The following is a 13,051-nucleotide window of genomic DNA, read 5'->3' as shown; positions in this document are numbered from 1 at the left end:
CGGAAAGCCCGAGGGGCCCGAGGAACTTTCCCCTCGGGCCCCCTCGGGCCCTCTCGCGCGGTGCGCCGGTCTCAGGCCCTCCGCCTCGGCTCCCTCGCCACCCGCTGGTGCGTCTCCCCCGTCATGTCCTCCAGCTCGCGGTTCTTCGTCTCCGGGACCTTCCCCAGGACGAAGAAGAAGCTCACGATCGCGAAGAAGGCGAAGGCCCCGTACAGCCACGACAGGCCCACGTTCCGCGTCAGCGGCTCGAACGAGAACGTCACGATGAAGTTGAAGATCCAGTTCGCCGCCGTCGACAGCGCGAGCGCCATCGCCCGCATCCGGTTCGGGAACATCTCGCCGAGCATGACCCACATGACCGGCCCCCACGACAGCGCGAAGAAGACCACGAACGCGTTGGCGCCGATGAGGGCGAGCGGCCCGTACGGGTCGGGGAGGCTGACGTCCTTGCCGGAACCCTGCTGCTGCGAGAACGCGATCGAGGTCAGGAGCAGCGCGCAGAACATGCCGATCGAGCCGATCAGGAGCAGCCTGCGGCGGCCGACCTTGTCGACGAAGAACATCGAGACGATCGTCATGACGACGTTGATCCCGGCCGTGATGACCGAGGTCGTGAAGGAACTGGACTCCGAGAAGCCGACCGATTTCCACAGCGTCGTCGAGTAGTAGAAGATCGCGTTGATGCCGACGAGCTGCTGGAACGCGGCGAGCGCGATGCCGACCCAGACGAGCGACTGGAGGCCGAAGTGCGGGCCGCGCACGTCCTTGAAGGTCGCCTTCGGCTCCTTGCGGAGCGTGTCGCGGATCTCCTGGACTTTCGTCCGCCCGTTCGCCGCCCCCGAGACCCGTTCCAGGACGCCCGCCGCTTCCTTGTCCTTGCCCTTGAGCACGAGGTAGCGGGGTGATTCGGGGATGCTCAGCGCGAGAATCCCGTACACCGCCGCGGGGATCACGCCGACGAGGAACATCCACCGCCACGCCTGGAGCCCGAGCCACAGGTCCTGCGAGGAGCCACCGGCCGCGCCCGCGAGCCCCTTGTTCGAGCTGAGCACGACGAGCTGACCGATCGTGATCGCGAGTTGCTGGAGCGAGCCGAGGATGCCGCGCTGGGCCGCCGGGGCGACCTCCGCGATGTACGCGGGCGCGATGACGGAGGCGATCCCGATGCCGAGCCCGCCGATCACGCGCCACACCAGCAGGTCCGGTACGGAGAACGCGAGACCGGAACCGACCGAGCTGATGATGAACATGACCGAGCCGAGCAGCATGACCCGCCGCCGTCCCCAGCTGTCCGCGAGCCGCCCGGCGTACCAGGCGCCCACCGCACAGCCGAGCAGCGCGATCGACACGACGAAACCGCTCAGGAAGTCCCCGAGGTGGAAGTGGTCACCGAGGGCGTCGACCGCGCCGTTGATGACCGAGGAGTCGAAGCCGAAGAGGAAGCCGCCGACCGCCGCCGCGATCGAGACCCCGAGCGCCTTCCCCTTGTGACCACCTGCCGCCGTCGCCGGTTCGGGGCTCGTCGCCATCCGCACGCACCTTCCACTCGGACCACGGGATGCCGCCGGCGCGCACCACTGCCGTGGCGGCGCACGGACGTCCCCTTCCGAGGAGTACATCCACTTCTGATCACTTCCGCCTGTACGGGTGCGCCGAATGGCGGAGTTCATGCCTGACACGGGTCACTCCCCCTCCCGCAGACAACGAGAAGTAAGGGGTGCTACCGTGCACTGGCCGTTACCAACGAGGTGACGGGCCAACGTCGGGAGGGGTCTCATGACGAGCACGAGCACGGCGGGACACGTGAGGGCGGCGGGTCACGGGGGCGGAGCCGAGGCCGGTGGTCCGACCGGCGAGGCATACGTACGGGAGTGGGTCCACGGCTGGGTCGTCTCCCGGGCCGCCGCCCCGCCCGAGCCGCGCCCCTGGGGCTGGTGGGTCACGGTCGGGCTGCCGCAGCACGTCGGCCGGTACGTTTTCGGCGGGATCGGCGAAGGGGTCCGCGAGGAGGACGTACGGGCCGTGACGGCGGCCCCGGCGGGGCGCGGCACCCAGCTCAAGATCGTCGCCGACCCGGCGCGCGTCACGCCCTGGTTCGCACCGGGCTGGGAGTGCTTCGACGGGGACGACTGGTTCATGGCCAGGGACCTGGGCCCCGCTGACACCGCCCCCGGTTCCGTCCCGGACGGCTACCGCCTCGCCTCGTGGACCCGCGCCGACGTCACACGCGTCGTCCTCACGACCGCGACGGGCGATTTCGCCGCGCACGGCCAGGTCGGCGTGTGCGGCCCCTCGGCCGCGGTCGACCAGATCGAGACCGCCGAGGCGCACCAGCGGCGCGGCCTCGGCGCCTACGTCATGCGCCACCTGCACGCGGCGGCCCGCGCGGCCGGGGCCGAGCGCGCCGTCCTCGCCTGCACCCCCGCCGGTCGCAAGCTCTACACGACGGTCGGCTGGCACGATGTCTCCCCGTTCACGCACGCGCGGTACGTGGGCACGCGGGACTGACCCGCGAAGCCCCCGGCTCCGCCGCGAGCGGCCCGTCAGCCCACGTCCCGAGGCGTCACGTCCACCAGCCCCAGCTCCCCCTCCAGCACCGCCGCCACCTCCGCCCAGCCGGTGAGCGTCCGGCGCTCGCTCCGTCCGTCGGCGTACGTCGTCGTCAGCTCGGCGCGTTCCGTCGTGCCGTTCACGGGCGGGTCGCCGAGCAGCGCGCGGTGGGCGTCGGGGCTGGTGCGATTGACGACGAGGCGGCGCGTGAAGGGGGAACGGGGGTGGGTCGCGACGTACCAGTTGGCGACCTCGCGGTCGATGGGCGGCGCGGGCGCCGTGGACAGGACGTACTGCGTCTCCCAGCCGTCCGGCGTCCGGGCCGCGAGGCTCCAGCGGTCCTCGTGCCGGTCGAGCCGGTGACGGCGGCCGTGCGCCGCGTGCTCGGCGCCGTCGCGCAGCGGGAGGGGTCCGGGCAGGGCGGCGAGCGCGCCGAAACCGGCGTCGGCGAGGTGGGTGCCCTCCTCCGTGTCGACGGCGAGCGCGAGGTGGGTCGCGGGGCGGCTCGCCCAGCCCTCGTCGCCGACCCCGAGGACGACGCGCCCGGCGAGCGGGCGCACCGTGAAGCCGAGCGCGGTGAGCGCGGCCGAGAGCAGCCCGTTCAGCTCGAAGCAGTACCCGCCGCGCCGCCGCCGCACCAACTTGTCCTCCAGCGCGGGCACTTCGAGCGCGGGCACGATCCCGCGCACGGGATCGAGGTTCTCGAAGGGGATCGCGAGGAGCTGGGCCCGCTGCACGGTGCGCAGGGTCGCGAGCGTGGGCGGCAGCGCGGAGGGCGCGGCGCCGATCCCGAGGCGGCCGAGATAGGCGGCGAGGTCGGGACCGGACTCCGGGGACTGACTGCTGATGCTCATGCGGCCGACCCTATGGGGAGGCCCGTACGGGCCCGGGTCCCCGGTCCAGGGCCCTAGTCCCCCCCCGGCCCCCCGTACGGAGCCGCCCCCGCCCTCCCCCGTACGGCCGATAGGCTCGTTCCCATGACGGACTCCACCCCCACCGGCACGGCCCTGACCAGCACCGCTCCCTCGCCCGCCGCCTACCTCCACGCGTTCCACTCCGCCTTCGGTCTGCACATGCGGGAGACGCCCGGCGTGGTGGACGAGCCGACGGCGGCGTTGCGGCGGGCGCTGCTCGCGGAGGAGTTCGCCGAGGTGGACGAGGCGGCCGGGGAGGTCGCGGCGGACCCGGGGGCGCTCGCGCACTTCGCACAGGAGCTCGCCGACCTCGTCTACGTCACGTACGGCACGGCCCTGACCCACGGCATCGACCTCGACGCCGTGCTCGCCGAGGTGCACCGCGCGAACATGTCGAAGCTCGGCCCCGACGGCTCCCCCGTGCGCCGCGCGGACGGCAAGGTCATGAAGGGCCCGCACTACCGCGCGCCCGACATCGCGGCGGTGCTGCGCGCGCGGGGCTGGGAGCCGGGCGAGGCGGGGCAGTGACACCCGCCGCGACCGGCTCCCCCGCCCCGCGCCGACTGACTACTCCACGAAGTACGTGGGGTTCGGCAGCTTGTAGCCCTTGTCCGCGTAGCCGCCCGTGAGGTCGGACTGCTGGTCGCCGAAGTTGCCGACGAGGCGGTAGCCCCGGGACTCGATGTACTTGCGGGTGCCCGCCTTGTACTCGACGGTCGTGCAGGTCCAACTCGTCGCCGTGGCACAGTTCTTGAGGTAGGACGGCGGGTTGGTCTTGTTCTTGAGGAAGAGGTGCTTCGCGTCGAGCGGCACGTCGTAGCCGGTCTTCGTGAGGTTCTTCTCGGCGCCCGCGCGCTGCGGCTCGCTCAGGCCGGTGAGGAAGAAGACCTCGACGCCCTGCTTGCGGGCGTAGTTGACGAGGTCGGGCATCCCGAAGACGGCGGGGCGGTTCGCCTGGTCGACGTAGGCGTTCCAGGTGGCGTCGTTGTAGACGTAGTTGGTGCGGCGCTCGTAGTCGAAGCTGAGGAGCGCGGTGTCGTCGATGTCGAGGACGATCGCGGGCTTGGCCCCGTGGTGGCCGTGGCCGTGGCCGTAGCGCTGCGCGGCCTTGCGGATGTCGGCCTTGGCGCCCTTCTCGACGCGCGCGAGGTCCTTGGCGTAGTCGCTGTCGGCCGAGGCGGTCCAGGTGCCGTCGGCCTGCTTCTCGGCGCCGTAGTAGGCGTCGATCTGCTGGGTGAGGAGGCCGATGTTCTGCGGCTCGTGACCGGCGTGCGGGGCGTTGCCCTGCGCGCCGGCCGCGCCGACCCCGTAGACGAGGGTGCCGGCGAGGGCGCAGGCGGCGGTGAGGCCGGCCGCTTTGAGGGACTTCCGCATGGAGGCGCCTTTCGCGAGAGCGATGGTATCGGCCGCTTGTCTACGCGCATTGCGCCCCGTGCCACAAGCTCTTCCGCGAATCGATATCTGACGTATACACACACCGGCCCGGCCGGTACCCGGCCGCCGGGGGTGCCCCCTGCTCCACCGGTACCGGGTGGGCCGGGCTCCGGTGCGGCACGGCTCCCCTTCAAAGAACCGGGGGAAAGAACTCCCACCCACCCACCCTCCGCGCGAGCGGAGCGGAGCGGAGGCGGCGAGCACGGGGGGCGGCTCGGGCGGGACGGCGACGGGGCGGCGCGGGCGGCGGGCGCGGGGCGGACGGCGAGCGCGGGACGGCGCGGCGCGGACGGGGGGCGCGGACGGTGGGCGCGGGGCGGACGGTGGGCGCGGCGCGGACGGTGGGCGCGGCGCGGGCAGCCGAAGCCGCCCGCCGACCCGCGACGTCAACCGCCCGCCGCTCGCCACTCGTCCGAGTGAGCCGCTTGCACGCTCTGTGCGCGGGCGGCTACGTTCGCCGCCACAAGCACCCACATAGTTCGGCCCCCGGCCGGGACTGGCATCCCGATCGAGGGCCTGACCAATCAGGAAGAAGAAACCTTCCCGATGGATGACAGGCAGTCTAACGCGCGCGCATGCGCCGATTCCGGCCCTTCTCCCGACACTTCGCCGCCCGCCGGAGTGGTCCACGTCCGCACCCGGCTGACGTCCGACTTCACGGTCCTGGCGAACGCCCTCGCCCAACGGCGGGGCAGCGCGGTCACGGTGGGCGTGGCCGCCTACATCCTCTCGCTGCCGGACGGCGCCCGCGTCTCGATCGCCGCGCTGTGCGCGCACTTCACGGAGGGCGAGATCCTGATCTCGCGCGCGCTGCGGGAGTTGGAGGCGGAGGGGTACGTGGAGCGCCGCCGCGTGCGCCTCCCGTCGGGCCGCTTCCGCACCTGCACGTACGTGCACGACGTCCCGCACGGCACCGTACGGAAGCGGCCCCGCCGCCCCCGCACGGAACGCCCGCCAACCCCCCACCCCACACCCGGCCCCCCGAAACCCCCGGCCCCAGGACGCCCCCCGCGCGAGCCGCGAATCCACCCGGCCCCACGGGAACCCGCACCCTCCCGTGGCCTGCCAACCCCACCCCAGCGAGCCCGGACCCAGTCGGCCCCACCCCCGCCGCTCCCGCAGCCCCCGACCCACGAGACCCCTGACCCGCCAACCCCGGCCGAGCAGACCCCGAACCCGCCAACCTCGACCCACCCAACCCCGAACCCGCCACCCCCGACCCAGCAGACCCCCAGCCCGCCGCCCCCGCCCCCACCGTCCACCCGCCTCCGCGCCCCCGCCCCGCTCGCGGACATCGCCCCCGAGGCCCTCGCCGTCCTCACCTCGCTCCGCCGACTGGACCCGAGGCTGGTCGTGTCGGAGCGCGAGGCCGTGGCGCTGGCCCCGGCCATCAGCCGCTGGCTGGCGACGGGCATGGACCGCTCACGGCTCGCGGACACCCTCACCACCGGCCTGCCTGCCCGCTTCCTCACCCGCCCGGCCGCCCTCCTGGCCTTCCGCCTCCAGGACACCCCCCTCCCCGCCCCACTCCATCGCACCCCGGCGCCTCACCCCCCGCGCCCCCACCCCTTCCAGACCTGCGACACCTGCGACCGCGTCTTCCGCGCCCCCACCCCGGGCCTCTGCCGCGACTGCCACGACTCCCCCCGCCTGGACGCGACGGCGTGACCCGAGTGCGGTGAGGGGGAGACGGCGCGGCGCCGCCGGGCCCCGTTCGCGCGGTCAGGGCAGCCTCACGAGTCCGAGTTCGGTGGCCATGGCCGCACGGAGTCGCTTGAATGCCGTGGGACGCGCGGGCTGTTCGACGGTGGCGAGGACGTGCTCGGCGCACTCCGCCGGGGTCAAGCGGCTCGTGTCCACCTCCACGTCGTACACGCCGTGGGCGTGCACCTTCGGGTACTGGGCCGCCGCCGTGCCCACCACCCGGTCCCCCCGCTCGCGTTCGCGCCGGACGACCACGTCCAGCGGACACCGCACGCCGACGAACACCACGGCCTCCGCGGGGAGGAGGACGAGCAGTTCGCGCAACCGGGTGCGGTTGCTCAGGACATGGTCGACGACGAGCGTGTGCCCGGCCGCCGCCGGCCCCGCGATCACACGGTGGAATCCGGCGGCGGTGCGGGCGATCTCACCCGGCAGGCTCGCCGCCGTGATGTCCGGGCCCCTGCGCATCCGGCGGAATTCATCGACCGCGAGCAAGTACGAGGGGCGCCCGAGTCCCGCGCAGATCTCCTGCGCGAGGCTCGATTTTCCGGCGCTGCTGGTGCCGTTGAGGAGAATCACCTGTGCGTCCACAGGAGTGCACGGTAGCGGCCGGGTACCGGGGCGGGACGCCGGACGGTACGGGGCGGGGCCCGCGTCCCCCTCTCGCGGTGCCCCGCCCCGTACCCGTCCCTCACGTACTCCGTGGAACGCCCCGGGCCTCAGCCCGTGTACGCCGCCAGTGCCTTCGTGAACTCCCAGTCACTCTGCGGGACTCCCGAGCACGTGTCGGCTCCGCCGCCCGTGCAGGGGCGGTCGCGGTTGACCGACCAGAAGGTGAGGCGGGCGAGGTGGTGCTGCTGCGCGTACGCCGTCATGGTGCGGAAATCCGCGACCGTGATCGTCTCGCCGACGTCCGTCGTACCGTTCATGGAGGAGATGCCCATGAGGCGGTACGCCTGGTCGTCGCTGTAACCGTAGGCGCTCTTCAGCGAGTTCTTCAGGCCCTCCGCCGCGCGCGTGGTCAGCGTGCCCATGTTCTGGCCGTTGCCGCCGAAGTTGAACGGCATGATCGTCCAGGCGTCGACCGTGAGACCGGACTGCGCGGCCTTCGTGATGAGGCTCGTGTCGGGGCCGTTCTGGCCCGTCCCCATCGTGACGAAGACCTTCAGGCCCGGGTTGTTGGCCTTGACGGTCTTGAGCGCGTCGACCGTGCGCTGCTGGACGGTCGCGCTGTCGTACGCCTCCGCCTCGATGTCGATGTCGATCGCCTTCAGGCCGTACGCGCTGATGACCTTCTGGTACGCCCCGGCGAGCGCGCTCGCACTCGTGCAGGACTGTTCCAGCTTGTTGCCGCTCCATCCGCCGAAGGACGGCACGACGTCACCGCCGTTCGCGCGGACCGTCGTGATCGTTTGCTGGTCCACGCCGCCCGTGAGCGGACGACCGCCGTCCCACTGCGGGTTGCACGTGCCGTTGGAGAGGACGAAGGCGAGCGTGAACCACTTCACGCCGGTCGCGTTCATGACCGTCGTCGGGCTCGGCGGGTTGCCCCAGCCGTTGTAGAGGTACGGGGCGACCGCGGCCGGCGCTCCCCCGGTGGGCGGATTCGTCCCCCCTCCGGCAGAGGGCGCGTTCCACTTCTGGTTGGAGGTGCCCGTACACGTCCACAGCTGGACCCGCGCGCCGTTCGCCGTGCTCTTGTCCTGCACGTCGGCGCACTTGTCCGCCTGCGGGTTGACGAGGTCCTTCGCGGCGGTGACGGTCCACTTCTGGGCGCCGGAGCCGTTGCAGTCCCACAGCTGGAGCTTCGCCCCGTTCGCCGTGCTGCCGCTCGCGACGTCGAGACACTTGCCGAGCGCGCGGACCGTGCCGTCCGCGCCGACGTTCCACTGCTGCGCGGACGTCCCGTTGCAGTCGTACATCTGCACGGCCGTCCCGTTCGCGCTGCTCGCCGCCGCGACGTCGAGGCACTTGCCGCCGAGCCCCGTGATGGTGCCGGTGTCGGCCGCCGCCTCGGGGGCCTGGACGACGCCGAGGGCGAGGAGCGGGGCGAGGAGCACCGGGAGGAGGCGGGCGCGGCGCGAGGTGAGGGCGCCGCGCAGGGAGGTCGCGGTCATGAGACGGTCCACTTCTGGTTGGCGGTGCCCGAGCAGGTCCACAGCTGTGCGCGGGTCCCGTTGGCCGAGGAGTTGTCGGTGGCGTCCACGCACTTGTCCGCCTGCGGGTTGACGATGTCCTTCGCCCCGGTGACGACCCACTGCTGGGCTCCCGAGCCGTTGCAGTCCCAGAGCTGGAGCTTCGCGCCGTTCGCGGTCGAACCGCTCGGTACGTCGAGGCACTTGCCGAGGACGCGGAGGGTGCCGTCGCCGCCGACCGACCACGCCTGCGCGCTCGTGCCGTTGCAGTCGTAGAGCTGGACCGCGGTGCCGTTGGCGTTGCTCGCCGCGGCGGCGTCGAGGCACTTGCCGCCGATGCCCTTGATCGTCTTCGTGCCGGTGGGCGGCGGGGTCGTGCCGCCGCCGTCGCTCACGTGCACGTAGTCGACGACGAGTTGCTGCGGGAACTGCGTGGAGGAGTTCGGGTCGCCGGGCCAGTAGCCGCCGACCGCGAGGTTGAGGATGATGAAGAACGGCTTGTTGAAGGCCCACTGCTTGCCGCCGAGGTCGGCGGGCGTACGGGTCTGGTAGACGTTGCCGTCCACGGACCACTTGATCGCGTTCGGGCTCCAGTCGATCGCGAACGTGTGGAAGGCGTCCGCGAAGGCGGCGCCGCCGGGCAGCGAGTAGCCCGCGCCGATCCCGCCCGAACCGGAGTAGCCGGGCCCGTGGATCGTGCCGTGCACGGTGTTGGGCTCGAAGCCGACGTTCTCCATGATGTCGATCTCGCCCGAGTTGGGCCATCCGACCGAGCCGATGTCGTTGCCGAGCATCCAGAACGCGGGCCATATCCCCTGCCCGCGCGGCAGCTTCATGCGCGCCTCGACGTGCCCGTACTGCGAGGTGAACCGGCCCGAGGTATTGAGCCGCGCGGAGGTGTACTCGCACCGCCCGTACCAGCAGTTGTAGTTCCCCGGGTTCTCCTTCTTCGCGGTGATGACCAGGTGGCCCTGGCCGTCGAGAGCCGCGTTGTTGGTGCCCGAGGTGTAGTACTGGCGCTCGTGGTTGTTGACGTTGTCGCCGGTCTCCGTGAGCCACTTCGAGCCGTCGACCCCGGCCCCGGCGGGCCCGTCGAAGTCGTCGGTGAAGGTCGCCGCCGCCGCGGCGGGTACGGGAGCGGGGACGGGCGCGGCGGCCTGCGCGGCGGCGGGCGTCAGGGCGGCGAAGCCGAGACACGCGGCGGCGGCGAGCAGGGCGAGGGAGCGGGGGCGCCGGGAGGGGGATCTGCGGCGCCGGGCGGGGGTGCGCGAAACGCGCATGGGGCATCACATCGCTTCCGTGGGGGCGGTCGGGGTGGGGGTCGCGCGATGGTGCGGGTGGAGCGGGTGGAGCGGGTGGAGCGGATGAAGCCGATGGTGCGGGTGGAGCGGGTGGAGCGGGTGGAGCGGCACCGTGTGCCCGTTCCGGGGCGGGAATGTGTCGCGTTCATGTCAGTGAACACAACATGAACTCGCCCCGCTCAGAAAGGGCTTGCTCCGTTCACCTGTTGACGCTGTTGATTTAAGAAGCGCCCCGGGAGTCCGTCAATACATTCGTCTGGACCAATTCCCGGCCCCAGGTCCCGGCACGGCCGGCAGCCGCCCGGCCCGGCTACTCGGGGTCCCGGTGCGCGGCCTCACCGCGCAAGGGGTCAGTACGTCTCGCAAGCGGTCAGTACGTCTCCCAGGGCCCCCGCAGCTTCTCGTGCACCGACCGGAGCCAGGGTTCGCGGACGGCCGGGAGGCGGGTGAGGGCGGTGCGCGGGGTGAACCGGCAGGGCTCGGGTGGGAAGAACTCGTACGAGCGCGGCGAGCGCTCCGGCGCCTCCGGCAGGAAGCGGCCGCGTGCCGGGGCGCGGAGCGGAGGTCGCGGGCGGACGAGGTACCGCCAGGCGGGCTCGTCGAGGGGGACGAGGGTGCCGGTGGCCGCCGTCGGCCACAGCTCCCCGGTCACCTCGTGCGACGGTACGAGGACGACGTCCGCGTCCGGCACGGGGAGCCCGGGACCGGCGAGGCCCAGCGTGCGGTGGGCGGCGGGGCGGGCGGCAGCGCCGCGAGGACGGGGCCGAGGCTGTCGGTGACGGGGCCAGGGGGCAGCGCGAGGGGTGCGCCGCCCGAGGCGGCCAGGACGTGGGCGAGCGCGTCCCCGAGCCCGACCTCCACCCGCGCCCGCCAGGCCAGGCCGTTCTCCTCGCGGGTGCACGGCGGGCGGTCCCACTCCGTCGGCGCGTCCCCGACGCCCAGGGTCGTCACGCTCCGTACCGCCTCCGGCGCGAACCGTACGGCCTGCCACAGGTTCGGCCCCCGGCTGCCATCGATCCCGCAGCAGCTCCCGCCGTGGCGGCCGGGGAGGAAGGCGGTGCAGCGCACGTCCCCGGGGGCGAGGACGAGGTGGCCGGGGGACCCGTACGAGAGCGCCTCGTCCGGCGCGTACGCGCCGCCATGGCCACCGGCAGCCCGTGCGCGCCGTTGCCCCACGCCGCCCGCGCGTGCGGGGGCAGCGCGACCCGCGTGAGCGGCACGCTCAGCGCCGCCCCGCACCGGACGCACTCGCATCGCGTCGACCGCCGCTCCCCCGGAAGGTCTCGAAATGATCACAGACCGAATATGTGGTGTGCATGACCGAAGGCAGGGCACCCGGAGCGTCGGAGGTTGATAATCATGGTTCCCCTGCTGCTCGTTCTTCTTCTCGCGCTGATCCTGTTCGGCGCCGGTTTCGCGGTCAAGATCCTCTGGTGGATCGCGATCGCCGTGCTCGTCATCTGGCTGCTCGGCTTCCTGTTCCGGTCCGCCGGGACCGGTGGCAAGCGTGGCCGCTGGTATCGATGGTGAGCTGATCACCGCACCCCTCAAGGGGGAAGGGGCGGATCACGGCCTGCACGCCGTGGCCCGCCCCTTCTGTATGCCCGCATGGCGGGCGTGGGTGCCCGGTCCGCCGGGCGGGGCGGTACGGGGCGGTCGCCGATGGAGGTCGCACATGGTTCCGGTGCGGGCGATCACCCCGTACGCACCACTTCCCCTACCCTGCCACGCACCGCCCACCGCCGTGTTGACCGGTGGGGTCCGTCTCGCCCGGCGGGGTCCGCCCCGCCGCTCGGCTCACCAGTCGTGGACCGTCCCGTCCTGCAGGCGGTTCACCGGCAGGTACGCCGGGTCGTACGGGTGTGCGGCGGCGAGTTCCTCGTCGAGTTCGACGCCGAGTCCGGGGGCCTCGCCCGGGTGCAGGTGGCCGTCCGTGAAGGTGTACGCGTGGCGGAAGACGCGGTGGGTCGTCTCCGTGTAGCCGCTGTACTCCTGGATGCCGAAGTTGTGGATGGCCAGGTCGAGATGGATGCCCGCCGCCATGCCGACGGGGGAGATGTCCTCGGGGCCGTGGATGGCCGACTTGATCTGGTACTGGCCCGCGAGGTCGAACAGGCGACGCAGCGGGGTCACGCCGCCGAAGTGCGTGACGGCCGAACGCACGTAGTCGATGAGCTGGTTGGTCAAGAGGTACTGGTAGTCGTGGAGCGAGTTGAAGACCTCGCCGATCGCGAGCGGCGTCGTCGTGTGCTGCCGTACGAGCTTCAGCGCCTCCTGGTTCTCGGCCGGGGTGCAGTCCTCCAGCCAGAACATCCGGTACGGCTCCAGGTCCTTGCCGAGGCGCGCGGCCTGGAGGGGCGTGAGCCGGTGGTGCGCGTCGTGCAGGAGCGGCAACTCCGCGCCGAACTCGGCCCGTACGGCCTCGACGACGCCGGGCAGGTGGCGCAGGTACGCGGCCGTGTCCCAGTCCTCGACGAGCGGACGCGGGTGCCCGTCCGGGCCCGTGCCCGCCTCGGCGCCGCCGACGCCGTACACCGCCTTGAGCCCCGGGACGCCGGTCTGCACCCGGATCGCCGGGTAGCCGAGAGCGAGCTTCTCCCGTACGGAATCGAGGAGTTCGGGGATGTCGCGCCCGCTCGCGTGCCCGTACGTCGCGACCTTCTCGCGGCTCGCGCCGCCCAGGAGCTGGTAGAGCGGCAGTCCGGCCGCCTTGCCCTTGATGTCCCACAGGGCCATGTCGACGGCGGCGATCGCGGCCATCGTGACGGGCCCGCGCCGCCAGTACGCGCCCCGGTAGAGGTACTGCCACGTGTCCTCGATGCGGTGCGGGTCGCGGCCGAGCAGGAGCGGGGCGACGTGGTCGCGCAGGTACGAGACCACGGCCAGCTCACGGCCGTTGAGGGTCGCGTCGCCGAGTCCCGTCAGCCCCTCGTCGGTGGTGATCTTCAGGGTGACGAAGTTGCGGCCGGGCGAGGTGACGACGACCTCGGCGGAGACGATCTTCATGGGTGCT

13 protein-coding genes are annotated in these 13,051 nt (G+C 72.5%); 4 read left to right on the top strand and 9 right to left on the bottom strand.

Annotated elements, in window-relative coordinates:
• Positions 1–71: 71 nt before the first annotated feature.
• Positions 72–1,529, bottom strand: a complete 1,458-nt coding sequence (locus tag STTU_RS17835; protein ID WP_043255567.1) for a sugar porter family MFS transporter — start codon at positions 1,527–1,529, stop codon at positions 72–74.
• 247 nt (positions 1,530–1,776) lie between these two features.
• Between STTU_RS17835 and STTU_RS17830 the strand changes: the two genes are divergently transcribed.
• Positions 1,777–2,508, top strand: coding sequence for a GNAT family N-acetyltransferase (locus tag STTU_RS17830; protein ID WP_007825353.1), 732 nt, complete (start codon positions 1,777–1,779; stop codon positions 2,506–2,508).
• A 35-nt stretch (positions 2,509–2,543) separates the two neighbouring features.
• On the opposite strand, the gene STTU_RS17825 is transcribed toward STTU_RS17830, so the two are convergent.
• Positions 2,544–3,404, bottom strand: coding sequence for an arylamine N-acetyltransferase family protein (locus STTU_RS17825; protein WP_007825352.1), 861 nt, complete (start codon positions 3,402–3,404; stop codon positions 2,544–2,546).
• A gap of 123 nt (positions 3,405–3,527) precedes the next feature.
• On the opposite strand from STTU_RS17825, the gene STTU_RS17820 reads away from it, so the two are divergent.
• The gene (locus STTU_RS17820; RefSeq protein WP_007825351.1) at positions 3,528–3,992 is read left to right on the top strand and encodes a hypothetical protein; all 465 of its coding nucleotides are present in this window, start codon (positions 3,528–3,530) and stop codon (positions 3,990–3,992) included.
• A 39-nt stretch (positions 3,993–4,031) separates the two neighbouring features.
• Here the strand turns inward: STTU_RS17820 and STTU_RS17815 are convergent, their stop codons facing one another.
• On the bottom strand, positions 4,032–4,838 hold the full coding sequence (locus STTU_RS17815; protein ID WP_043255565.1) for an HAD family acid phosphatase: 807 nt from the start codon (positions 4,836–4,838) through the stop codon (positions 4,032–4,034).
• 606 nt (positions 4,839–5,444) lie between these two features.
• On the opposite strand from STTU_RS17815, the gene STTU_RS17810 reads away from it, so the two are divergent.
• Positions 5,445–6,566, top strand: coding sequence for a translation initiation factor IF-2 (locus STTU_RS17810; RefSeq protein ID WP_078518999.1), 1,122 nt, complete (start codon positions 5,445–5,447; stop codon positions 6,564–6,566).
• Positions 6,567–6,620: 54 nt separating this feature from the next.
• Here STTU_RS17810 and STTU_RS17805 read toward each other — a convergent pair whose 3' ends face one another.
• The 5 genes from STTU_RS17805 to STTU_RS35520 form a co-directional block, all read right to left on the bottom strand.
• Positions 6,621–7,193: a chloramphenicol phosphotransferase CPT family protein gene (locus STTU_RS17805; RefSeq protein ID WP_043255562.1), complete on the bottom strand. Its 573-nt coding sequence runs from the start codon at positions 7,191–7,193 to the stop codon at positions 6,621–6,623.
• A gap of 128 nt (positions 7,194–7,321) precedes the next feature.
• On the bottom strand, positions 7,322–8,719 hold the full coding sequence (locus STTU_RS17800; protein ID WP_043255561.1) for a chitinase: 1,398 nt from the start codon (positions 8,717–8,719) through the stop codon (positions 7,322–7,324).
• Complete coding sequence (locus STTU_RS17795) at positions 8,716–10,017, bottom strand: glycoside hydrolase family 16 protein (protein ID WP_007825345.1); 1,302 nt, start codon at positions 10,015–10,017, stop codon at positions 8,716–8,718. Before STTU_RS17795 ends, STTU_RS17800 begins: the two co-directional genes overlap by 4 nt.
• A gap of 391 nt (positions 10,018–10,408) precedes the next feature.
• Complete coding sequence (locus tag STTU_RS35525; protein ID WP_234019261.1) at positions 10,409–10,690, bottom strand: hypothetical protein; 282 nt, start codon at positions 10,688–10,690, stop codon at positions 10,409–10,411.
• Positions 10,687–11,214 (bottom strand): hypothetical protein, encoded by a 528-nt coding sequence (locus tag STTU_RS35520; protein WP_234019260.1) that lies wholly within the window; start codon positions 11,212–11,214, stop codon positions 10,687–10,689. The genes STTU_RS35525 and STTU_RS35520 overlap by 4 nt, the downstream gene beginning before the upstream one ends.
• Before the next feature lie 183 nt (positions 11,215–11,397).
• On the opposite strand from STTU_RS35520, the gene STTU_RS17785 reads away from it, so the two are divergent.
• On the top strand, positions 11,398–11,568 hold the full coding sequence (locus STTU_RS17785) for a hypothetical protein (RefSeq protein ID WP_007825338.1): 171 nt from the start codon (positions 11,398–11,400) through the stop codon (positions 11,566–11,568).
• Positions 11,569–11,835: 267 nt separating this feature from the next.
• Here STTU_RS17785 and manD read toward each other — a convergent pair whose 3' ends face one another.
• Positions 11,836–13,044: a D-mannonate dehydratase ManD gene (gene manD / locus STTU_RS17780; protein ID WP_007825336.1), complete on the bottom strand. Its 1,209-nt coding sequence runs from the start codon at positions 13,042–13,044 to the stop codon at positions 11,836–11,838.
• Between the last annotated feature and the right edge of the window lie 7 nt (positions 13,045–13,051).

The organism is Streptomyces sp. Tu6071 (assembly GCF_000213055.1).
Taxonomy (GTDB): domain Bacteria; phylum Actinomycetota; class Actinomycetes; order Streptomycetales; family Streptomycetaceae; genus Streptomyces; species Streptomyces evansiae.
Note: the sequence above shows the minus strand (reverse complement) of the source record. Positions and strands in the feature narration are given on the sequence as shown.